The organism is Acinetobacter sp. WCHAc060006 (genome assembly GCF_004209135.1).
Classification (GTDB): domain Bacteria; phylum Pseudomonadota; class Gammaproteobacteria; order Pseudomonadales; family Moraxellaceae; genus Acinetobacter; species Acinetobacter cumulans.
Window position 1 is genome coordinate 1 of sequence record NZ_SGSS01000023.1, and the last position, 23,499, is coordinate 23,499.

Here is a 23,499-nt window from a genome sequence, read left to right on the forward strand (position 1 = left end):
AATGATATGGTTTCCGAAGTTGTTGTATTTCTAAAAACATTGATTCTTTCTATTTCTTGCTTTGTACTATTTACTATATCTGACTGACGTAGCTTATCTTTATCTGTTTGCTTCAAGACTTTTTCTTCAACTTTAAACTCCCCATTTCTTTCTTTGACTTCATTTTTTTCTAAATCAAAATGGTGCCCCTCATCAATCTCAACTAAAACACCTAACTGTGGAAAATAAATATCCACTAAAGCATAATTATATTCCGATAATCTTACATATTGTTGAGTCACAAACTTAATACTGTGATCATTTAATAATGTTAAAATCCTATTAATGACATAAGCTTCATACACTTTGTTTTTAGTTTTATTTAATTGTTTAAAAAAATATTCCGTATACAATTCAGAATTTTGCTCATAACACGATGACATAAATACCCCCAAACAAAAAAACCGATGCCTAAGCATCGGTTTTACATGGTTTTTATAGCGTATGCAAATTAAACATTAAGCCACTTTTCAGCTTTCGCCTGATCTTCCACTTTTAACTCAACTTCAGTTAAAACAGAACAAGCTGCATTCACTTCAAATGTCATTAACTCATCACGACGGAATGCATGAATAGTAAAAGTACCATCTTGTTTAGCATATTTTTCTGCAAGCTTCACTGTGGCTTTAATGCCATCAATCGCCACAATCACATCATTGGCAGAAAGACCTGCTTTAGCAGCCACCCCATCACGGCGTGCAGAAGACACAACCACACCTTCTGGCTTGTCTAAAAGTTTCAAACCAAATGGCAAAGCTTTATCGTTGTTTAATGTATAACTTAAACCAAACTCAGGGAATAATTGATCCAGTGGCAATTCATCGGTCGTGTTAACCAAATGATTGATTTGTTCAATCCAATTATCGCCTGTGAGTTCATTGCATAACTCTACAATCGTACGTTCATTAACTTGTATGCCATTTTGCGCATTTACATACAACTTACGCATTAAGGCATCAAGGCTAGAACCACGCAAACGCAAGCCTAAATCTAGGCATAAAGCCACCAAACAACCTTTGTTGTAATAGCTTGTACCTGCGTTATTGGAGTTTTCATCCTGACGGTAGAATTTCACCCACGCATCAAAACTTGATTCAGATACCGACTGAACCTCACGCCCCGGATTTTGCAAATAGCGATTAATCTGAGCTTTCAACAACTTGATGTATGACGCTTGAGAAATCACACCACTACGAAGCAAGATTAAATCATCATAATACGAAGTGAAGCCTTCAAAAATCCAAAGCAGTGAAGTGTAACCTTCTCTGTTTAAATCATAATTGACAAAGTTTTCAGGGCGAATGAATTTTACCAACCAAGAGTGGAAATATTCATGGCTACATAAACCCAAGAAACGCTGATAATCCGCAGAAGGCTCTACAGGCTCATTGGCTTTTGGCAAATCGTCACGCGGGCTAATTAAGCTCGTGCTGTTCGGATGCTCTAAACCACCATAACTGTTGCCAGTCGCCATAGTCATAAAGGTATAGTCTTTAAATGGCGCCGAACCAAACATTTGAATTTCTGTTGCACAGATTTTTTCAATGTCTTGTTGCATACGTGTGGCATTCATTGCATGTTTGCCAGACACCACAAATTCATGCGGAATGCCTTCAGCTTCAAAGCTAAAACGTGTTTGTTCTGCAAGCTCAAACGGTGCATCAATTAATTGTGCGTAATTGTCGGCTTCTAAGGTAAAACGACCTTTCACTAAAGTGCGTGACTTCAATCCCGTTGCCAATTGAAAGTGCTTTAACTCTTGCGGTAAAAACAACTCAACTTCAATCGCCTTATGCTCCTGCCCTTCCAAAGCTAAGCATACACATGCAGGATTCACATATAAGCGCTTTTCATCAACATAAGCACCACGCACCGACAAATCATACGCATAAACATCATATTCAACCGTAATCAGCTCATGATCCGTATTAAATAAACGCCATTTATTTTTTTCAAATTTTTGAATTTTTAAAATTCGACCATCTTCATCATAAGCACGTACAGACTCAATATGCTTTGAAAATTCACGGATTAAATAGCTACCCGGAATCCATGTTGGGAGAGACAGGATTTGCGTTGGATCTGCAAGAAAACGTGCAGTGACATGAACCAAGTGCTGACGATAATCGTCAAATTCGATTTGATAATGCAACATAATGGGCAATACAAAATAAAAATAGATAACTTAGTAACTAGCTTAACATTTTTTTATTGCTACAGCGCTGAACTGTCGTAATTGTCTACAATTAAGACTAGTCAGCAGAAAAAAAAAGGCATAGCATTCCTAAAATTTTTTTGTATTTTCAGCCTAAGGATAGGCCGTAAGGAAACCCATTGAAACGCGTAATTTACTTCATCTTGGCGCTCGTAGCTTTATGCTCCACGATAACCCATGCAGCCTTACTCAACATTAAGCCTGAAACCGTAGAAGCTGAAGCTTGGACTATTCTAGACCCTCAGTCTGGACAAGTCATTGCTGAGCACAATAGTCATCTTCAACGTGCTCCTGCATCATTAACCAAAATGATGGTGGCCTATATTACGCTTAAAGAAATTCAAGCTGGTCACCTACGCAAAGATGAAGTGCTAACCGCAACACCTGTTGTAAAACTTGTGCAATGGGATGAATCCCAAATGTATCTTAAAGAAGGTGATCAAATCACGATTCATCATCTTCTTGCTGGTTTAGTGGTTATGTCTGCCAATGATGCTGCTGTTACACTTGCAGAGCGTATTTCAGGTAGTGTGCCAAAGTTCGTAGAGCGCATGAACAAAGAAGCCAAAGCATTAGGCATGAATGACTCACACTTTGAAAATCCACCTGGTGTCACAATGCCTGAGCATTATTCATCTGCAGCAGATTTAGCGCGCTTAGGTGCAGCCTTAGTCAAAGAAGTTCCAGACTATTTGACCTACTCAAAACAACAAAGTTTTTCTTATAATGGTCGTTTTCACCGTGCAACCAACATATTATTAAAACAAGACCCAAGTGTTGATGGCTTAAAAACAGGCTTTACCCGCGCTGCAGGTTACAATCTAGCGCTCACCGCAAGCCGACCAACAGGACGTTATAATGACCCTGATCGTCGCTTAATTGTGGTGGTTTTAGGTACAAAAAGTGGGGTAAAACGTGCAGAAGTCGCACACAAACTCATGAACCTCGCTTATGTCTATACACGCAATGAAGTTGCGGTAAAAGACAAAACGCTTTTGGCTGAAGTCCCTGTGATTAAATCTACTTTAAAAATGTTTAAAGTTGAAACCAAAGCACCACAAATTATCAGTACAGCGCTTGTTGATCCTGCTGTCCAGCTTGATTTAGCCAATTTTGATCCTTTACGCCAACGTATTGCACAAGACTTAGGCAATGGTCAAATTCAAGTCCTTGAGCCACTACAACAAACCAATACCAACTTAGAAGTAAAAATGAATGAGAAGTTGCTAACCGCACCACTGTCTCAAGTGATGAAACTTGCAACAATTGAGGTCTATCAAAACAATCAGCTCATCAATAGCTTTGATATTGAAGATGACGTACAAATTGAAGAAGCTGGCATTTTCCAGCGCTTTTTCCACTGGTTAAGTAGTTTATTTGGTGGCAGTGTAAATAGCGAAATTAAAACTTATCCTATTGGCAAATAATTTTTGCAATGATGTGTTTCTGTAACATGTCAGACAAAGGTTTATAAAGCAAAATAAGAAGATGGCATACTAAGGCCATCTTTTTTTTACAATAATAAAATAGGTAACTGCAATGCCGAATGACAAAAATACCACTTCAGAAAGCACAGCTCCACATCGAATCGTGATCGTTGGTGGTGGTGCTGGCGGTTTAGAACTTGCAACACTATTGGGCGGCAGTTTAGGTAAATCTCAAAAAGCTCACATTACTTTAGTCGATTTAAAACTCAACCATGTGTGGAAACCCCTACTGCATGAAATTGCAGCAGGCACCATGAATATTAATGATGAAGCAACCAACTATTATGCACATGCCAGCAAAAATCATTACGAGTTTGTACTCGCTAAGCTAGAACAAGTCTATTCCAAAGAGCAGCAAATTGGCTTAAGCCCAATTATCAATGGTAAATATGCCTCTACAAATGAAGAAACACGTCTAAGTTATGACACCCTCATTTTAGCTGTAGGCTCAGTATCCAATGACTTTGGTACGCTAGGTGTACAAGAACACTGCCATTACTTGGACAGCCTACAACAAGCTGAAGTCTTCCAACAAGACCTTCTACACCTATACCTCGATGCACAAAATAAAAATGCTGACCGCACACTCACCATAGGCGTGATTGGCGCAGGTGCAACTGGGGTCGAACTGTCAGCCGAGTTAATTCAAGCCAAAGAAAATTTCTATAAATATGGCTTAAATAAAATCCATCCAAACAATGTCAAAATCACCTTAATTGAAGGTGCAGACCGAATTTTACCTGCACTGCCTGCCCAAATGGCAGATCACGCACAACAGCAACTCACACGTATGAAAATTGATGTTTTGAGTGGCAAGCGTGTAGAAAAAGTCGACGCGACTCATATTTATTTTAACGATGGCACGAGCATTCAAGCAGAACTCAAAGTTTGGGCTGCAGGGATTAAAGCACCAGATGTCATTAGCCAATTAGAAGGTTTTGCTAAAGACAGAATGGGACGCCTCGAAGTATTTGCCACCTTACAAACCAAATCTGATCCCAATATATTTGCCTTAGGTGATTGTGCACACTGCCAACCGCGTGCAGATGAACCTGTATTGGGCCCGCGCGCGCAAGTGGCTAGCCAACAAGCCTCTTTTCTTGCTGAAGCCATGAAAGCGCGCATAAAAGGTCAATCCCTACCTATGTTTGTATTTTCTGACAAAGGCTCTTTGGTGTCATTGAGCAAACATAAAGCGGTTGGCGAGTTACTTGGTCAAGTGAATGTTCAGGGCTTTGTGGCTAAATCGATGTATGTTTCATTATATCGCTTACATCAAGCTACTATTTATGGCTATACCCAAGCTGGCCTGCTAACAGCCAAAGATTTTGTTACACGAAAAATCACACCAAAAATAAAATTGCATTGAAAAATAAATATTCATCCCCATTAATGAAAAAAGCATCAGAAGAACTGAAATTTTGCATTTTTTTCGCAAATCCAGTCTACAAAAGTGCAAATTCACTTTATGATGTAACCCTTAAAAAATTGAACGGATCAATAACATGACTGCTATTGCAAATAACCTCGTGGTTTCTTTCCACTACACATTGACTAATGCAGAAGGTGAAACTCTTGACAAATCTCAAGGTGAACCACTTGCATATTTGCACGGCGCAGGCAACATCATTCCTGGTCTTGAAAATGCACTTTTAGGCAAAACTGTTGGTGAAAAATTCACTGTTACAGTACCTGCTGCTGAAGGCTACGGCGAATACAACCCAGAACTAGTTCAAGAAGTTCCTGCGCAAATGTTCCAAGGCGTAGACAACATCCAAGCTGGTATGCAATTCCAAGCGCAAACTGATGATGGCGTTCAAATCGTTACTGTTAAATCTGTTGAAGGCGACAACGTAATCGTTGATGCTAACTTCCCACTTGCTGGTCAAGATTTAACTTTCGAAGTTGAAATCGTTGAAATCCGTGAAGCTTCTCAAGAAGAACTTGACCACGGTCACGTACACGGTGCAGGCGGTCACCACCACTAAGATCTATTGATCTAAAGTGTGAAAAGGCAAAGTTTTTACTTTGCCTTTTTTTATGGATTTTATTTGATTTATTTGTATTTGATTTCAACGATTGTTTATATAAATCTTCAGATTGTGCAGTTGTAGATATGAAAATTACATTCTATCGACTCGTTACGCTCCTACAATCCCCACGCTCAATAACAGTCACAACCAGTTAAATAAACATAGCCCCTTAAGCTTTAAATTAAGCTAATTGAATTCTCTATATAAATACACAAACTCACAGTGCAATAATGCTTATTGGCCTGCACCATTTTTTTTATTTTTAAGACATAAAAAAGCAGAGGATCAACCTCTGCTTATTTACACATAATAACTGCTTATTTACGCTGAATATAAATGGCTTGCGCTGCTGGCAAGTTTTTACGCATCGCATCAATACGCTGTGTATTTGATGGGTGAGTCGACAAGAAAGTTGCACCACCCTTACCATCGAGTTTGTTCATTTTTTCCCAAAGTGTGATTGCTGCTTGCGGGTTATAACCAGCACGCGCCATCAACATTAAACCACCTTGGTCTGCTTGGCTTTCCAAACTACGAGAATATGGCAACCCTACACCAATTTGACTTCCTAATTGCGCAGCTGCAGTACCAGTCTGACCTACACCCGCAGCACTTAAACCAATACCAAGAGCAATGTCAGTTAATGCTTGCGCACCGATTTTTTGCTTAGAATGCTCTTCTAAGGCATGGGTCATTTCATGGCCCATAATGGCTGCAATTTCGGCGTCGGTTAAATTTAGTTTATTTACAATACCTGTATAGAATACTACCTTACCACCTGGTGCAACATAAGCATTTACCTGATCAGATTTCAGCACAGCCAATTGCCAATCAAAACGAGTGCCTGTTTGATTGTATTGATCTGCTACAGGTTTAAGACGATTAAATACAGCATAAATACGCTTATAGGTTGCAGAACTTGTATCTAGGGTTTTATTACTATTGGCTTCTTGAACCGTTTTATTAAAACCTTGACTGGCTGCTGCATTTAAAGTCGCAGTATCAGCACCTGCCATATCAGCAATAGTCGTACAACCCGAAAGAGTCAACGTACCTGCAACACACAGGCCCATCCATATATTTTTATTCATTGTATTTAAACTCCAAAACATCAGTATTCCACAAAAATATGCTTCATTATATTCTTTAAATTTAGGAGCTTAAATAAATATTAAGGACAAATTCATTTAATTTATGTAACGGCTTTAGCCAATAAACTGCATATAGAGCCAATACAACAAACAAGCGATATTTAAAACAAAATAAGCTTTCATTAACGGCTTAATTTTAAGATCTAATGCCTCATCATTACGTTTAAACAATAAGTATGCATTTTGAATCAGGATCACAGGTGCCAAAACGCAGGCAATCATTACAGACAACCCCACAAAAGCCTGATAAAAGATATCTGGATGATAGCTTTGCCCCTGAATAATCAGCATTGCGATGGTGGGAGCACCACCCATTGCAAACAATAACGAATACAAAATTGTTTTGGCAATATTAGGTTGTAAGGTCATAGCATCTTTATTCATTTTACTTTGTGGTATTTTTTAACGTGAATTTGCGCTAGAACATAGTCAACTTTAGTCGGCAAAAAAAGGAATGCCTAAGCATTCCTTTTTTAAATCTGAAATTTAATCTTTATTTAAATCCGTATTAAGGCTTTGCACTTGCGGTATAAAATTGTTTTGCCTCAGCTAAGCTTTTTTTCAAATCAGCAATACGGTCATTATTTGATGGATGTGTTGAGGTGAATTTCTGTGCACCATTCGTGCTACCCCCATCCATTTTATTCATTTTTTCCCATACTGTAATCGCCGCATCTGGGTTATAGCCTGCTTTAGCCATCAACATTAATCCACCACGATCAGCTTTTGATTCTAAGTTACGTGAGTATGGCAATCCCACACCATATTTACTCCCAATATCCAAAGCTTGCGATCCAGTACTACCAAGTTTATCGCCAGCATAAGCCTTTCCAGCTTTCACTGCTAAATCCGTAATGGCTGTTGCACCTGCTGCACGCTTTGAATGTTCTTCAAGTGCATGTGTCATTTCATGCCCCATTACAGCTGCAATTTCTGAATCTGTTAATTTTAATTTAGTCACAAGTCCAGAATAAAATACGACCTTACCACCTGGCATTACAAAAGCATTTAGCTCATCTGACTTTAATACACTCAATTTCCAATCAAACTGCTGGCCTGTTTGATTCACCTGATCGGCAAAAGGCTTCATTTTTAAAAATATGGTATTGATGCGCTTATACGTTGCAGATGTTGTATCTAAAGCTTTTTGCGCTTTCGCATCTTCGACAATCAGCTGATAATCTTGCGCGGCATTTAAATTTAAAGTAGCAGAGTCATTTCCTGTTAATTCAGCAACAGTTGTACAACCAGACAGACTTAGGATCAGGCCAAGCCCCAGTAAACTTTTATTATTCAACATTTTTTCACCAAAAATAATTAATTATTATAAATTATGTCTTATTTGACATTTTTATTTATAAGTGCCAACTATAAATCATTTACAAATAAAATACAATCATTTATTTATTGAATATTAAGGCAAAAAAAAGCCCTACGCATGTAGGGCTTTTTTATTCCATTTAAAAATGCAAATTAAGCATCAAATGGATGACGAAGAACGATTGTTTCTTCACGGTCTGGACCAGTTGAAATAATATCGATTGGACATTCGATCAATTGCTCAAGACGTTTAACATAGTTAATTGCCGCTTGTGGTAATTGCTCAATCGATTTAGCACCGAAAGTAGACTCAGACCAACCTGGCATAGTTTCGTAAATAGGTTTTAAAGTTTCAAATGCAAGCGCATCAGAAGAACCTACGCAACCAGAATCCGCAGCTTCGTAACCTACACAGATTTTCACTTCTTCCAAACCGTCTAAAACGTCAAGTTTAGTTAAGCAAATACCTGAAAGTGAGTTCACTTCTACAGAGCGGCGTAGAATTTCTGCATCGAACCAACCACAACGACGTTGACGGCCAGTAGAAGCACCAAACTCAGAACCTACAGTACCCAAGTGTTTACCAATTGCATCACCAACATCGTTAGCAGCGTCATAAACCAACTCAGTTGGGAATGGACCAGCGCCTACACGAGTTGTGTATGCTTTCGTAATACCCAATACATAGTCAAGGTGTAATGGACCAAGACCTGAACCTGAGCTTACGCCACCAGCAGTGGTGTTTGAAGAAGTAACATACGGATATGTACCATGGTCAACGTCAAGAAGTGAACCTTGCGCACCTTCAAACATGATTTTTTTACCAGCTTTACGGTATGCATGAAGTTCACCAGTCACGTCCATTACCATAGGCTCGATTACTTTGCGCCATTCGTCGCATAGTGCAATCACATCTTCAACTTTAACTGCTTCAACACCGAAGAATTGAGTCAATTGGAAGTTATGGTATTCAAGAAGCTCTTCTAGTTGAGCTTTAAGATGTTCACCACCACGTACCAAGTCAGCAACACGGATTGCGCGACGAGCAACTTTATCTTCGTATGCTGGACCGATACCACGACCAGTCGTACCAATTTTCGCATTACCACGTTTAATTTCACGTGCTTGGTCAAGAGCAATGTGATGTGGAAGAATCAATGGACAGTTTGGAGAAATACGTAGACGTTCACGTACAGGCACGCCTTCTTTCTCAAGGATATCCATCTCTTTGATAAGTGCTTCAGGTGAAAGTACAACACCGTTACCAATTAAGCACAGTACGTTTTCACGTAAAATACCAGATGGAATGAGGTGTAATACAGTTTTCTTACCACCTACAACTAGAGTGTGACCTGCGTTGTGTCCGCCTTGATAGCGAACGACCGCAGCCGCTTGATCTGTGAGCAGGTCGACGATCTTACCTTTACCTTCGTCGCCCCATTGGGTACCAAGTACCACAACATTCTTGCCCATAATAGCCTCATTGCATCATGCTGTTAAAATTGGAAATAGCGCGTGTGCCCGCAGGCACATCCGCGGTTAAATTTGTTTGATTGTCCATTCGCCATTTGCGCGCACCAATTGGTGTGTCGCAGATGAAATTGAATTTAAATCATCATTACCTAGCAATTGAACCACACTAAACCCTTCGTTACGTGCTGAATCAATTGCCTTTAATAAATCTGCTTCAATGCCTTTAGGTGCAACCAAAACTTGAGTGCTCTGAACTTGACCAGCTGTTAAAGCATATAAGTCACAAGAGAAACCCGTTGCTGGACGTGCACGACCAAAGTGCTCACCAATACCATCATAGCGACCACCTTGAGCCAGTGGTGCAGCACGGTTTGGTGCATATACTGCATACATTAAACCAGTGTGATAGTGATATGAACGAAGTTCAACCACATCAATACCAATATCTAGCGCTGGCCAACGTGCTTGAATTGCTGCTTGAGTCGACTTCACAGCATCAAAAGCAAGTTTAAATGCTTCATTCGCTAATACTTCAGGCGTTAAATTAGCTTGCAGTGCATCTAAATCACTTGCAAAACGACCTAATGTATAAAAGTCTGCACCAAACGGAATAGTTTGTGTGAATTCAGCAAGTTCAGGCAAAGCTTTGCGTTGATATAAGTCAGACAATTGGCGTTCAAGCGCTTTGCTCAAGCCTGCTTGTTTCACCATGCTACGGAATAAACCGACATGCCCTAAATCAAGATGAATACCATCTGCATGACCGGCTTTTTCAAGCAAGTTGATCATGACATCAATCAGCTCAACGTCAGCATCAATGCTGTCTGAACCAAATAATTCTGCACCTAACTGTAAAGGTGCACGCGTGGTATTAAAACCCTGTGGCTTAGTATGTAGTACTGTACCAGCGTAGCAATAACGAGCTACACCTTCGACAGGATGTACATGCGCATCAATACGAGCCACTTGTGGTGTCATATCGGCACGCACACCAAGCAAACGACCTGAAAGTTGGTCGATCACTTTAAAAGTGGCTAAGTCTAAATCTTGATTCGATTCTGAAAGAGAAGATAGAGATTCGATGTATTCAATGAATGGCGTGTACACCAACTGATAACCTCGAGATGCGAGGAAATCTAATGCTTCACGACGCAAAGATTCAATCACTTGCGCCTGTTTTGGCAGTACATCAGCTACACCATCAGGTAATAACCATGTCTCTGAAATGGGCATGTTGTAAACCTAAATTCTTGTCAGCGCGGAACAAATCCGCATAAAAAAATCGGGAGCACACCCGATTTCTCCTAGTCTAGCACGATCACTTAGCTTGTGCACATGACTTTTTCATAAATCATGTGCAAATAAACACGCTTGTATGAAATCTATCGTTATATTTTCTTAAGAACTGATTATATAAAGTATTTTTATGAAGGAAATAGCAAACTACCTGCGCATAATTTACACATCCAAGCGCTATTAACACCTAAGAATAACGCACCAAAAACTAAATACTATAGTGGTAATGCCGTGGTTTGCTTAATTCGCTGTAATGGTATTTCTGTTTTCACACTCTGTATGCTGATAATTTTGTTTAAATGCTCAACCTGAAAACGTCGATATGCATCCAAATCTGCCACAACTATTCTTAAAAAGAAGTCACAATCGCCTGCCATTAATTGACATTCAACCACCTCTTGCAAATCTTGTATTGCCTCTACAAAACTATTTACTGTATTGGCATCTTGTCCTTTCAACCAAATCCGTGCAAAGACAGTTAATCCTAAATTTAATTTTTGTGGATTTAACAAGGCAACATATTTTTCGATATAACCCTCATCTTCCAACTGTTTAACCCGACGTAAACACGGTGATGCAGACAACCCCACCTGCTGGGCCAGCTCATTATTTTGTAGCTTCCCTTGATGTTGCAATACTTGCAAAATCCGTTTGTCTAATTGATCCATAATTAAAGCACTTAATATCTCATTTAAGATAAAATTAGCAATAAAATTGCGTTAAGGCAAAACATAACCCCAATTTCAATCACAAATGCCAACATAGACAGAATAAAATAGATTTTCTATTTGCAGTTTAATGCCCAACATGTACAGCCTTCGTAGCAGCTCAACACATACACCCAACACACAAGTTCAAGCAACAGAATTTAAACGTGGTCTCAAAGTGTCTCTACCCCTACTGCTGGGTATTATTCCATTTGCTTTGGTTTTAGGTGCTCAAGCGACGCAAAAAGGTTTTTCTGCAATAGAAGTTCCACTGCTCACAGGTCTTAATTTTGCAGGTGGGTCCGAGTTTGCCATTTTAGAAGTCTGGACCAATCCACCCAACATTATTATGTTGATTTTTATTACCTTTTTGGTGAATAGTCGCCACCTACTTATGGGTGCAAGCTTAGTGCCCTATTTACGTCATTTACCCAATAAAACGGTTTATACCGCATTATTTTTTATGTGTGATGAAAGCTGGGCTGTTGGTTTAGCCGATGCACAAAAGAAACAAGGAATTTTAGCCCCCTCTGCATTTAGCATGATGTTTTATGCGGGCATTTGTACAGCGCTGTACCTTATGTGGGTCGGCTTTACTACATTAGGTGCCATGATTGGACCTATATTAGGTGATATTAGTCGTTTCGGCTTTGATATGGCATTCCCAGCGGTATTTTTAATCTTGCTACGCAGTATGTGGAAAGGAATGACTGCGACACGTCCATGGTTGGTGAGTTTAATTACAGCTGCTTTAGCTTATTTATATTTACCTACAGGCTGGTATGTCCCTGTCGGTGCAATTTGTGGCATTGCTTCAGCTTTTTACTTTGTTGGAGATGATGCATGATTCACACAGCCACCCTTATTGCCATTCTTTTTGTCGCGATCACAACCTATTTAACCCGTATATTGGGTTATGTTTTATTAAAAAATAAAACGCTGAGCACAAAGCAAAAACAAATCTTAGAAGTCGTACCTGGCTGTGTGCTCATTTCAGTGATTGCACCTTATTTTGTACGTGATAATCCTGCGGACATGATTGCAATTGTAGTGACATTAATTGCAGCATCTCGCTTGTCACTACTACCAACCGTCATCATTAGTATGAGTACTGCGGCTTTTTTACGTATGGCACTCAGCTAAACAATGTATTCAGCACTTCCTATTCATTCTTTTGAATTAAAAAAGCTCAATGCATATATTCAATATGCACCGAGCTTTATTCACATCATTTAAAGATATTCTCTTAACCAATAGCAATAAAGCTTTATTCTTTAGGAATAACTACTTTTGCCAGCAAGGTTACCAATTCGGCATTTTGTAATTCGACTTGCTGTAATTTATGTGTGGTTTGATCTAAAACCTCTTGTTGGGTATGCATTTTTTTTGCTAAATCTTGCATAATTTCTAAAGTTTTTTTCAAATTCTGCTCAAGATTTACAACTTTCTGATCCAGTTGCACGTGCTCAGACTGCTTAAAAACTTCATCCCCTTGGTTTTTAAATTGCATCCATGTTAAAAAAATTACCGCCATAGACAGCAAAAAAACAAATCCCCACAAAATAATCATGTGCAAACTCTACTTATATATTTAATTCCATTCTATCTTAACCAAATTCGAGTTAAATGAATGCTTAATTCTATAAAATACATCTACTTTTCACGTCATTTCATCTTTTTAATTATTTGAATGCCTTTAAAACACATTCGAAAGTAAATGATGTTGAAGCCAGCAAAATTAAATATCGGCTTTAGCCAATATGCTCACCCATCAACCAGCACGCACAGCTTTTAAAAAATCGATCAAACAAGCACAAGAAATAAGGCTTAGAAATAACAAAAACCGCTGCACAAATGATGTTCAAAAGTAATCTTATGGTTAGTACCGTATAATCCTGAGCTGTTTTAAAAGCATTAGACGGTAAAAGACTCACATAAATCTAATAAGCGGTTAGCATAACCCCATTCATTGTCGTACCACGCAAAGACTTTTGCTTGCTTACCCACCACCATAGTTTGGGTTAAATCCACAATTAAAGAGTATGGAGAGTGATTAAAATCACTCGACACCAATGGCTCATCGGTTACCTGCATAATTTCAGCATAACGGCTATGCGCAGCTTCCGTTAAAACCTGATTCACCTGTGCTACATTAATTTCTGTTTGCGAAATAAACGTAAGATCTATGGCTGCCACATTAATAGTGGGTACACGAATTGAATATCCATTAATTCGATCGGCCATTTTAGGCAACACCTGCTTTAAAGCGCCTAATGCAGATGATGTAGTGGGAATAATATTTTGACCTGATGCACGAGCACGACGTAAATCACGATGTGCATGATCCAAAACTGATTGATCCGCTGTGACTGCGTGAATTTCAGTCATCATCGCAGTATCTATACCAAACGCATCATCAATGATTTTAACCAAAGGCACCAATGCTTGGGTGGTACAAGACACACTGGAAATAATCTGATCGGTATCTTTTACATCTTGGTGATTCACACCATATACAATGGCCGCATCTACGGTATCAAACGGTGCCGCACCAATAATGACACGCTTTGCCCCAGCAGTAATATGTTGTGTAGCCGCTTCACGTGAGCGAAATAAACCTGTGCACTCAAGCACCACATCAATATCTAAATTTTGCCATGGCAAATCATAAGGATGAGCTTGATTGAGTACTTCCACGCGCAAAGTTTGCGTCGCAGACTGAATATTTAAATAATGATGGTATTCGTGTTGTTCAACACTCACTAGCCCCTGAAAGCGACCATGTGTTGTATCGTATTTAAATAAATGCACCAAGGTTTCTATGTCTGCAACATCATTGATGGCTATAACTTCAAAATTAAAGTGCTTTGGATTTTCAAACCAAGCACGTAACACATTACGCCCAATTCGACCAAATCCATTAATTGCCACTCGTTGCATGACTCAAACCTTGTAATATGAAACTGTTACCTTAAAGCACCTCTATGTTAATTGATTTCAACCCACAATAGTTATCATTAATTCTTTTATTAGTTATTGGGCATTTTTTTATTTTCACATCAGACATTTCAATAATAAGAAAGATTCTTTATCTTCAAGTCAAATCTATAAAAACGGCTGGGTAATTTGCTAAAAAATATTTAATATTCATCAATGTTAAGTTGACTGAACGCCTAACATCACCAGATATGTAATTCTATCCAATAGATTTGAAAAACAACTTGGAATATTTAAATATAGCTTCAAGTTTAGTCGGCAAAATAAGTATAAACTGAACACTGAAAAGTCATTCTATAATGAAGCAAAATCCAGCTAAAAACACAAAAGCCTCTAAAATAAAAATAAAGCAAAAATTCGACAATTTTCAGAGAAATGCATGATTCCCTTTGAATTGTATAAAAAGTCATAGAGATAGCCGAAAATCGTTGGTCACCACACCTTTTTCCGTTATAATTTAGCGTTTTTAAATTTTATGTCAGCATCTCAAGCCAGCTTTAAATTTTTGTAAGACTTGCTTGATATGCTATTACCAAATCGAAATTAGGAGAGACTTGGTTGTGAGTACTCGTTTTATGACATCAGCTGAAATTCGCGAAGCTTTTTTAAGCTATTTTGAATCGCAAGGGCATACACGTGTCGCGTCGAGTTCTCTGGTACCTGCCAACGACCCAACATTACTGTTCACAAACGCAGGTATGAATCAGTTTAAAGACTGCTTCCTTGGTCTTGAAAAACGTGACTACGTTCGTGCAACTTCTTCACAAAAATGTGTACGCGCAGGCGGCAAACACAACGACTTAGACAACGTTGGTTATACAGCACGTCACCACACATTCTTTGAAATGTTAGGTAACTTCTCTTTCGGCGATTACTTCAAACGTGATGCGATCACATTTGCATGGGATTTCTTAACCAACGAAAAATGGTTAGGTCTTCCAAAAGACAAACTTTATGCCACTGTTTATCACACAGATGATGAAGCTTTTGATATCTGGAACAAAGAAATTGGTCTAGATGCATCTCGTATTATCCGTATTGGTGACAACAAAGGCGGTCAATACGCATCAGATAACTTCTGGGCAATGGGCGACACTGGCCCTTGCGGTCCATGTTCTGAAATCTTCTTTGACCATGGCGACCACATCTGGGGCGGCCTACCAGGCACGCCTGAAGAAGATGGCGACCGTTTCATTGAAATTTGGAACAACGTATTCATGCAGTTCAACCGTACTGCTGACGGCGTACTCCACCCTCTTCCTGCACCTTCTGTAGATACAGGTATGGGCTTAGAACGTATTTCTGCAGTTTTACAGCACGTAAACTCAAACTACGAAATCGACCTATTCCAACACTTGCTTAAAGCTGCGGCTGAAATCATTGGTTTAGATACCACTGAGCTTGAAGCAAAAGCTCAAGCTGAAGGTAAACCTGTTGAATACCCAGCGTCTTTAAAAGTTGTAGCTGACCATGCACGTTCATGCTCATTCCTAATTGCTGATGGCGTAAACCCTTCTAATGAAGGCCGTGGCTATGTACTACGCCGTATTATCCGTCGTGCAGTACGTCATGGTAACAAGCTTGGCGCAACAGGTTCATTCTTCCACAAAATGTTGAAGCCACTTATTGAAGTGATGGGTGCTGCTTACCCTGAACTTGCTGCACAGCAAGCGCGTATCGAAGCACAGCTCTTGAAAGAAGAGGAACAATTCGCGAAAACTTTAGAGCAAGGTTTGAAATTGCTTGAAGGCGAATTGGCACAACTAAAAGGTTCTGTAATTCCTGGTGAAGTGGTATTTAAACTTTACGATACTTATGGTTTCCCAACTGACTTAACTGCTGACATTGCACGTGAACGTGAATTAACGATTGACGAAGCTGGTTTTGAAGTTGAAATGGCTGCGCAACGTCAACGTGCACGTGATGCAGGTAAATTTGCAATCGACTACAACGCTGTTGTTAAAGTTGAAGGTGAAACTCAATTCGACGGTTACGATGCAACTGCGGGTGAAGGTCAAATCATCGCAATCTACAAAGATGGTGAGCAAGTTGATGAAGTGGTTGAAGGCGACGAAGCTTTAATCGTATTAAACCAAACACCTTTCTATGCAGAAAGTGGCGGTCAAATCGGTGATACAGGTATCTTCAAAAACGATACAGGTATTTTCGAAGTTCAAGATACGAAAAAATCTGGTGGCGCATTCGTACACCAAGGTATTGTGACGATGGGTAACTTGAAAGTTACTCAAAATGTTGAAACAACTGTAAAAGCAGACATTCGTGCAGCTACTGCGCGCAACCACTCTGCAACTCACCTTCTACATGCTGCATTACGTCAAATCTTGGGTACTCACGTACAACAAAAAGGCTCATTGGTTGCGTCTGACATTTTACGTTTCGACTTTGCCAACGACCAACCTGTTTCATTTGAACAGCTTCAAGAAATTGAACGTCTTGTAAATGCCGAAGTGATTGCTAACACTGCTGTTTCTACTGAACTTCTAGACATCGAATCTGCGAAAGCAAAAGGCGCGATGATGTTGTTTGGTGAAAAATACGGTGAAGAAGTTCGTGTACTTTCAATGGGTTCAATCATTGAAGAGAAAAACTTCTCAATCGAATTGTGTGGCGGTATCCACGTTAAGCGTACTGGCGACATCGGTTTGTTCAAAATCACTTCTGAAGGTGGTGTAGCAGCAGGTGTACGTCGTATTGAGGCAGTTACAGGCACTAAAGCAATTCAAGTTGCTCAAAAAGCAGAACGTGATATTCACGCAATTAACGATTTGCTTAAAGCGCAAAAAGATCAAACCTTAGAAAAAGTTGAAGCTTTGTCTCACACCGCATCTAGCCTGCAAAAGCAAATTGAACAATTGAACCAAAAATTAGCAAGCTTCCAAGCTGCTGAGCTTTTGAGTCAAGTTCAAGACATCGCAGGTCGTCAAACTTTAATTACCACTGTTCAAAATGTAGATGCGAAATCGCTTCGTAACTTACATGACGGCGTGAAATCTAAGCTAGATAATGCAGTGATTGTAATTGCAGCAATTGATGCCGATAAAGTGAGCTTAATTGCTTCAGTTGCTAAAGAATTTACAGCAACTGTTAAAGCGGGTGACATCATCAAACACCTTGGCCAAGAGCTAGGTGGTAAAGGTGGTGGTAAACCAGATATGGCTCAAGGTGGTGCGCCTTATAGCGACAAACTCGAAGCTGTAATGAGCGACCTTGTAGCATGGTTAGCTGCAAAATAAGAGCAAATATTAAAAGTTGATCAAGCAATTTTGATCAACTTTTGTATAAAAACCAAACAAACGTCAGACTCATGTGGATTTTTTAATGATGCATAAGTTCTAACGTGATAAAAATGATGGAGTCCACGAGAAAGCACTCTGCCCACTTGCGGACAAAAATGCATTCTCTTAAATAACCGTGAAAACAGTTATTTAAACATGCGTGGTATATTAAAGCCGCCCCGAAAGGACGGCTTTAAATATGTAAAAGTGCTTTAAGCCTTGCGGCTTATATACTTGGTAAGGATAGTTATGGCATTAATCGTTCAAAAATATGGTGGTACCTCAATGGGTACTCCTGAGCGCATTTTAAATGTTGCTCGTCGTGTAAAGCGTTGGCATGATCACGGTCACCAAGTTGTGGTGGTTGTTTCTGCAATGAGTGGCGAAACCAATCGCCTACTTGCTTTAGCGAAAGCCATTACCGAAACCCCTGATCCACGTGAATTAGACCAAATGGTGTCCACAGGTGAACAGGTAACGATTTCTATGTTAGCAATGGCGCTCAATTCTATTGGCGTTGCAGCAACATCACTAACAGGCCGTCAAGTCGGCATTAAGACTGACAGCGCTTTTACCAAGGCACGTATCGAATCGATTGACACTGATGTGTTAACTTCAAATTTAGATGCTGGTCGCGTAATTGTAGTTGCTGGTTTCCAAGGCTTTGATGCAAATGGCAACACAACAACACTTGGTCGTGGTGGCTCAGACACTTCAGGTGTAGCGATTGCCGCAGCACTTAAAGCAGACGAATGCCAAATCTACACAGATGTAGATGGCGTGTATACGACTGACCCTCGTGTTGCACCAAAAGCGAAAAAAGTTGACCGCATTTCATTTGAAGAAATGCTAGAAATGGCATCTCTTGGTTCTAAAGTTCTACAAATTCGTTCTGTAGAATTTGCAGGCAAATATCAAGTTCCGCTACGCGTATTATCAAGCTTTGATAATGATGATGACGGCGCATTTGATGAAGAGTTCAAAAAGAACGTTGGTACACTTATTACGACTGAATTGGAAGACAACATGGAACAACCAATTATCTCTGGTATCGCATTTAACCGTGACGAAGCTAAATTAACGATTTTAGGTGTTCCTGATGAACCAGGTATTGCGTCTAAAATCTTGAAGCCAATTGGCGATGCAAACATTGAAGTGGATATGATTATCCAAAATGTTGAAGAAGATGGTACAACTGACTTCACATTTACAGTTAACCGTGGCGAACTTGCGAAAGCGAAAAAAATTCTTGAAGAAACAGCTCAAGCAATTGGCGCTCGTGAAGTTGCAACACGTGATGACATCGTAAAAGTATCGATCGTTGGTGTTGGCATGCGTTCACATGCTGGCGTAGCAAGCAAAATGTTTACTGCCCTAGCTGACGAAGGCATCAACATCTTGATGATTTCTACTTCTGAAATCAAAATCTCTGTAATTATCGAAGAAAATTACTTAGAGCTTGCTGTACGCTCTCTTCATACTGCTTTCGGTTTAGACCGTGAACATGGTGAATCAAGCGCTCGTGCGTAATTAATGTGTCAAAAATTGTCATTGTTAGACAGTATTTGAAAAACATTACAAAAAATCAGGGCCACTATAGTTTTTCTTATAGTGGCTCTGTTATATTAACTGTGAGGATATTAAGAAAAGAATCAGAATAAAATTCGTAACAATGACGGTTACAACTTCTGATATATTTTCTTTGCTTTTTCAGGTTGTGTTTTTACATTCTAGATCAATTGCAGGTTTAGCGTTTTGCAAGGAGATAAACATGCTGATTCTGACTCGACGTGTCGGAGAAACATTGATGATTGGGGACCAAGTCAGTGTGACTGTACTTGGCGTTAAAGGCAATCAGGTGCGCATTGGCGTAAATGCTCCAAAAGAAGTTTCTGTTCATCGTGAAGAAATTTACCAACGAATTCAACATGAACGCGCTATGCACGAACACCTACAGCATCTCGATCAAGATTATCAACCTTCTTTTGAAGATGATAATTTTTCACAGAACAATTTTAATCGCTAAGATTAAAACTGGTTTGAATATAAAGCGGCTCTTGAGCCGCTTTAAATTTATCTATCCATTGTAATACCTTGAACCATAATACTTATTGGTTTTGCATTTGCTCTATGACCTTGCGCACTGGCCCAAAGCTACGACGATGCTCATCAATCACGCCATGTAAAGCAATCGCCTCAAAATGTGCCTTGGTTGGATAACCTTTATGTTTAGCAAAACCATACTGAGGATATTTGGCATCTAATGCCACCATGTCATGATCACGTGTTACTTTCGCCAAAATACTGGCTGCCGATATTTCAGCATGCAGTGCATCACCACCAACAATCGCATCACAGCTCATGGTTAAGCCCTGTGGCACTTTATTACCATCTACCAGCAAATGGTCAGGCTGAATCTCTAATTGCTCTACCGCACGTCGCATTGCAAGCAACGAAGCCTGTAAAATATTAATCTCATCAATTTCAGCTGCTGAAGCTTCAGCTATAGCCCAAGCCAAAGCCTTTTCTTTAATTTCAACAAAAAGCTTTTCACGTTTTTTTTCCGTCAGCTTTTTAGAGTCATTTAAACCTTCAATTGGGTTGTTTGGATCTAGAATAACAGCAGCAGCCACTACCGAGCCAACTAAAGGACCACGACCCGCTTCATCCGCACCGGCAATACGCATATTTTTTCCTCAAATATAAAAAGCGGCCGAATTCGACCGCCTTTTGACACAATTTTATTGTGCTTAGTTTTTCAATACTTCAACAACACATGCATTTAATGTTGTTGTTACTAATTTATTCACCAATGTTGCTTGAGATGTTTTATCCATCGCAGCAACTACAAGATCAGTCGCAGTCACGCTTGTTGTCGCCTTCTCACCTACACAAGAACACACCTCAGTTTCTAATTCTTGTTTCTTGCTTTCAGTCAATAATTTAGAGCCTGTTTTCCAATAGGTGTTGTTGTTAATTTCAGTCACACATTTCGCCTGAACACCAACTTTTACCGCCATCATTGCTAGGCTGTTACCTGTATTTGCTGTGGTTGAGCCTGTTGTGCCATCTACAGTCGCACATGCAGTTAAAGCAAAAGCGAGGGGAGCAAGTACAGCTAGTAATTTTTTCACTATTTATCCTTTGTTTTGGTGTAAAGATGCGCTATTTTGCCGAAATTTTCACACTGAATAAACTGCTAATTATAAAATTTAATACAGATGCACAATTTATGTCATCCCACTCAGCGTTGCAGTATATCAACGCTGAGTTCTATCTAAACTATAAAGCGCATCAACAAACTCGATTAGCATTTCCACTGACTCAACCCACAACTGCCCAGCAACTCAATATGAATAAAAACATAGAATATTACACACGTACGGCTCAAGTCCTGCATTGGCTCATGGCGATTATTTTCATTGTCGCTTGGATTATTGGCTTCTATAGCGGTAACTTTTTAAGTTATGACAATGACGGAAGCTTTAAAGGCCAAGTCATTACCTTACATAAAAATATTGCGACTACACTGATCTTTTTAGTCGTTGTCCGTATATTTTGGCGTTATACCCATCCTGCACCAGCGCTACCAGATAGCATGTCAAACGGTATGAAAAAACTTGCTCACTTCGGGCATTTAGCTTTGTATTTCGTTTTGCTTGCATTACCAATTACAGGTTGTTTATTCAGTTGGAGTGCAGGCCATCCCGCACCAGTATTGTATTTATTTGAAATCCCTCGCCTTGTACAAGACAATCCCGCACTTTTAGCTGTGGTAAAACCTTTACATATTTATATTTCGTGGGCGGCAGGTTTGTTATTAGCAGGCCATATTTTAGCTGCACTCAAACACCACTTCATTGATAAAGACAATGTACTGAAGAGCATGATAAGACAAGGTAAATAAACGAGAAACTAAATAATCGTTTCAAGCACTCTATAGTTTATAACTAAAAAATAACAGGCAAAGTGCTGTTATTTTTTAGTTTTAATCACACAACTTTTAATGCTATTGAGTGTTGCCTTACGAATGAGTTGATTTTTCGCCTCCTCACTCAACAAAGCCTGTGTAATTTCATTCACAGTCACGTCATTCAAAGCATTTTCCCCCACACACTGACATACCTCTGCTTCAAATTGCTTTTTATTATGATCAGTCATTAAAAATGTTGAAGCCTTCCAAACATTAGAGTCCTTTAATTCTGTTATACATTGACGCTCAATCACTGGCTTTAGCATTTTAACTGCCAGACTTTGCGATGCTGCTTGTACAGATGTCACACTAAAGAACATGCTCATCAAAAGCACCATCGACTTAAATTTTGTTTTCACTTGATACCCATTTCAAACTATAAATTGAATAAAACGATTAAGAAAAAGCATAAAAAGGCAGCCCAAGCTGCCTTTTTTGTGACCTAAAATTACACCAAAGATGTAATTTTAGAAATCCATTGTTGCTTTTCAGCATCTTCTATAAATGATGCTTCAAATGAGTTTATAGCCAATTGCTTCAACTCATCATTGCTTAAGTCTAATGCTTCTGCAATAGCAATAAAGTTATCATTCATATAACCACCGAAGTACGATGGATCATCTGAATTGACTGTGACATGCACACCCTGTTGTAGCAAACGACGAATATTATGCTCCGTCATATCTTGCACAACACAAAGCTTTAGATTTGATAAGGGACACACTGTTAACGGCATTTTTTCAGCAATTAAACGCTGCATTAACACTTCATCTTCTTCAGAACGTACACCGTGGTCGATTCGGTTTACTTTAAGTAAATCCAAAGCTTCCCAAACATATTCTGGCGGGCCTTCTTCACCTGCATGTGCCACAATCAAGAAACCATTTTCACGCGCTTTCGCAAATACACGTTCAAATTTAGCAGGTGGATGCCCTACTTCACTTGAGTCTAAACCTACGCCAATAATCTGGTCTTTATAAGGTAAGGCTTGTTCAAGTGTGGTAAATGCAGCTTCTTCGCTCAAATGACGCAAGAAACACATGATTAAGTGCGAACTAATGCCCAGCTTTGTTTTCGCATCATCACATGCACATTGCAAACCATCGATAACCGTTTTAAAAGCTACACCACGATCTGTATGTGTTTGCGGATCGAAAAACATTTCTGTGTGTACAACATTGTCTTCAGCACATTTTTCAAAGTATGCCCAAGCCAAATCATAAAAATCTTGTTCATGTACAAGTACATTTGCACCAGCATAATAAATATCTAAAAAAGACTGTAAATTATGGAAGTTGTACGCTTGTTTAACTTCTTCTACAGATTTGTAGGGAATCTCAATCTGATTGCGCTGGGCAATCGCAAACATCAGTTCAGGCTCAAATGTGCCTTCGATATGAACATGTAATTCAGCTTTTGGTAAAGCACGGATGAGCTCAAGTCGATTCATACTTTATTCCTCTTTAAAAATAAAAAAGGGTGCAAACTGAGTTTACACCCTTATTTGTGCTC

At 39.4% G+C, this 23,499-nt stretch carries 23 protein-coding genes; 9 read left to right on the forward strand and 14 right to left on the reverse strand.

Annotated elements, in window-relative coordinates:
* On the reverse strand, positions 1 to 422 hold a 422-nt coding region (locus tag EXE29_RS12825), incomplete at its 3' end, for an AbaSI family restriction endonuclease (RefSeq protein ID WP_354267168.1).
* Between the two features lie 68 nt (positions 423 to 490).
* Positions 491 to 2,194 (reverse strand): M61 family metallopeptidase, encoded by a 1,704-nt coding sequence (locus EXE29_RS12830; RefSeq protein WP_120364795.1) that lies wholly within the window; start codon positions 2,192 to 2,194, stop codon positions 491 to 493.
* Between the two features lie 179 nt (positions 2,195 to 2,373).
* Between EXE29_RS12830 and EXE29_RS12835 the strand changes: the two genes are divergently transcribed.
* The 3 genes from EXE29_RS12835 (at position 2,374) to EXE29_RS12845 (ending at position 5,729) form a co-directional block, all read left to right on the forward strand.
* Positions 2,374 to 3,681, forward strand: a complete 1,308-nt coding sequence (locus EXE29_RS12835; protein ID WP_120364796.1) for a D-alanyl-D-alanine carboxypeptidase family protein — start codon at positions 2,374 to 2,376, stop codon at positions 3,679 to 3,681.
* Positions 3,682 to 3,793: 112 nt separating this feature from the next.
* A complete protein-coding gene (locus EXE29_RS12840) occupies positions 3,794 to 5,110 on the forward strand; it encodes an NAD(P)/FAD-dependent oxidoreductase (protein WP_120364797.1) in 1,317 nt (438 codons plus the stop codon).
* 136 nt (positions 5,111 to 5,246) lie between these two features.
* Positions 5,247 to 5,729 carry an FKBP-type peptidyl-prolyl cis-trans isomerase gene (locus EXE29_RS12845; protein WP_106986361.1) on the forward strand — a complete coding sequence of 161 codons (483 nt, stop codon included), beginning with the start codon at positions 5,247 to 5,249 and terminating at the stop codon, positions 5,727 to 5,729.
* Between the two features lie 362 nt (positions 5,730 to 6,091).
* On the opposite strand, the gene EXE29_RS12850 is transcribed toward EXE29_RS12845, so the two are convergent.
* The 6 genes from EXE29_RS12850 to EXE29_RS12875 all read right to left on the reverse strand — a co-directional run bounded on the left by EXE29_RS12850 (position 6,092) and on the right by EXE29_RS12875 (position 11,682).
* Positions 6,092 to 6,865, reverse strand: coding sequence for a M48 family metallopeptidase (locus EXE29_RS12850; RefSeq protein WP_106986383.1), 774 nt, complete (start codon positions 6,863 to 6,865; stop codon positions 6,092 to 6,094).
* Between the two features lie 114 nt (positions 6,866 to 6,979).
* Positions 6,980 to 7,294 carry a hypothetical protein gene (locus tag EXE29_RS12855; protein WP_106986382.1) on the reverse strand — a complete coding sequence of 105 codons (315 nt, stop codon included), beginning with the start codon at positions 7,292 to 7,294 and terminating at the stop codon, positions 6,980 to 6,982.
* A 139-nt stretch (positions 7,295 to 7,433) separates the two neighbouring features.
* Positions 7,434 to 8,225 carry a M48 family metallopeptidase gene (locus tag EXE29_RS12860; RefSeq protein WP_106986360.1) on the reverse strand — a complete coding sequence of 264 codons (792 nt, stop codon included), beginning with the start codon at positions 8,223 to 8,225 and terminating at the stop codon, positions 7,434 to 7,436.
* 173 nt (positions 8,226 to 8,398) lie between these two features.
* Complete coding sequence (locus EXE29_RS12865) at positions 8,399 to 9,718, reverse strand: adenylosuccinate synthase (RefSeq protein ID WP_106986359.1); 1,320 nt, start codon at positions 9,716 to 9,718, stop codon at positions 8,399 to 8,401.
* Positions 9,719 to 9,784: 66 nt separating this feature from the next.
* Entirely contained in the window at positions 9,785 to 10,951 is a 1,167-nt protein-coding gene (locus EXE29_RS12870) for an ATP phosphoribosyltransferase regulatory subunit (RefSeq protein ID WP_120364798.1), read from the reverse strand.
* Positions 10,952 to 11,229: 278 nt separating this feature from the next.
* Complete coding sequence (locus EXE29_RS12875) at positions 11,230 to 11,682, reverse strand: Lrp/AsnC family transcriptional regulator (RefSeq protein WP_117007747.1); 453 nt, start codon at positions 11,680 to 11,682, stop codon at positions 11,230 to 11,232.
* A 139-nt stretch (positions 11,683 to 11,821) separates the two neighbouring features.
* Between EXE29_RS12875 and EXE29_RS12880 the strand changes: the two genes are divergently transcribed.
* On the forward strand, positions 11,822 to 12,568 hold the full coding sequence (locus EXE29_RS12880) for an AzlC family ABC transporter permease (RefSeq protein ID WP_120364818.1): 747 nt from the start codon (positions 11,822 to 11,824) through the stop codon (positions 12,566 to 12,568).
* Positions 12,565 to 12,864 (forward strand): AzlD family protein, encoded by a 300-nt coding sequence (locus tag EXE29_RS12885; RefSeq protein WP_106986357.1) that lies wholly within the window; start codon positions 12,565 to 12,567, stop codon positions 12,862 to 12,864. The genes EXE29_RS12880 and EXE29_RS12885 overlap by 4 nt, the downstream gene beginning before the upstream one ends.
* 124 nt (positions 12,865 to 12,988) lie before the next feature.
* On the opposite strand, the gene EXE29_RS12890 is transcribed toward EXE29_RS12885, so the two are convergent.
* Positions 12,989 to 13,291, reverse strand: coding sequence for a hypothetical protein (locus EXE29_RS12890; protein WP_106986356.1), 303 nt, complete (start codon positions 13,289 to 13,291; stop codon positions 12,989 to 12,991).
* 344 nt (positions 13,292 to 13,635) lie between these two features.
* Positions 13,636 to 14,661, reverse strand: a complete 1,026-nt coding sequence (locus EXE29_RS12895) for a type I glyceraldehyde-3-phosphate dehydrogenase (RefSeq protein WP_120364799.1) — start codon at positions 14,659 to 14,661, stop codon at positions 13,636 to 13,638.
* Positions 14,662 to 15,278: 617 nt separating this feature from the next.
* Between EXE29_RS12895 and alaS the strand changes: the two genes are divergently transcribed.
* From alaS to csrA, 3 genes are all read left to right on the forward strand, one after another.
* Positions 15,279 to 17,972 carry an alanine--tRNA ligase gene (alaS, locus tag EXE29_RS12900; RefSeq protein WP_171406273.1) on the forward strand — a complete coding sequence of 898 codons (2,694 nt, stop codon included), beginning with the start codon at positions 15,279 to 15,281 and terminating at the stop codon, positions 17,970 to 17,972.
* Positions 17,973 to 18,263: 291 nt separating this feature from the next.
* A complete protein-coding gene (locus EXE29_RS12905; RefSeq protein ID WP_106986353.1) occupies positions 18,264 to 19,544 on the forward strand; it encodes an aspartate kinase in 1,281 nt (426 codons plus the stop codon).
* Between the two features lie 241 nt (positions 19,545 to 19,785).
* Positions 19,786 to 20,040, forward strand: coding sequence for a carbon storage regulator CsrA (gene csrA / locus EXE29_RS12910; RefSeq protein WP_004989721.1), 255 nt, complete (start codon positions 19,786 to 19,788; stop codon positions 20,038 to 20,040).
* Between the two features lie 82 nt (positions 20,041 to 20,122).
* On the opposite strand, the gene rnhB is transcribed toward csrA, so the two are convergent.
* Together rnhB and EXE29_RS12920 are read right to left on the reverse strand one after the other, a co-directional pair.
* A complete protein-coding gene (rnhB, locus tag EXE29_RS12915) occupies positions 20,123 to 20,701 on the reverse strand; it encodes a ribonuclease HII (protein WP_117007749.1) in 579 nt (192 codons plus the stop codon).
* 63 nt (positions 20,702 to 20,764) lie between these two features.
* Positions 20,765 to 21,148, reverse strand: a complete 384-nt coding sequence (locus EXE29_RS12920; RefSeq protein ID WP_117007750.1) for a hypothetical protein — start codon at positions 21,146 to 21,148, stop codon at positions 20,765 to 20,767.
* Between the two features lie 218 nt (positions 21,149 to 21,366).
* On the opposite strand from EXE29_RS12920, the gene EXE29_RS12925 reads away from it, so the two are divergent.
* Positions 21,367 to 21,921: a cytochrome b gene (locus EXE29_RS12925; protein WP_106986380.1), complete on the forward strand. Its 555-nt coding sequence runs from the start codon at positions 21,367 to 21,369 to the stop codon at positions 21,919 to 21,921.
* A 68-nt stretch (positions 21,922 to 21,989) separates the two neighbouring features.
* Here the strand turns inward: EXE29_RS12925 and EXE29_RS12930 are convergent, their stop codons facing one another.
* Together EXE29_RS12930 and EXE29_RS12935 are read right to left on the reverse strand one after the other, a co-directional pair.
* A complete protein-coding gene (locus EXE29_RS12930) occupies positions 21,990 to 22,346 on the reverse strand; it encodes a hypothetical protein (RefSeq protein WP_130125662.1) in 357 nt (118 codons plus the stop codon).
* An 89-nt stretch (positions 22,347 to 22,435) separates the two neighbouring features.
* Positions 22,436 to 23,437, reverse strand: a complete 1,002-nt coding sequence (locus EXE29_RS12935; RefSeq protein WP_120364801.1) for an adenosine deaminase — start codon at positions 23,435 to 23,437, stop codon at positions 22,436 to 22,438.
* Between the last annotated feature and the right edge of the window lie 62 nt (positions 23,438 to 23,499).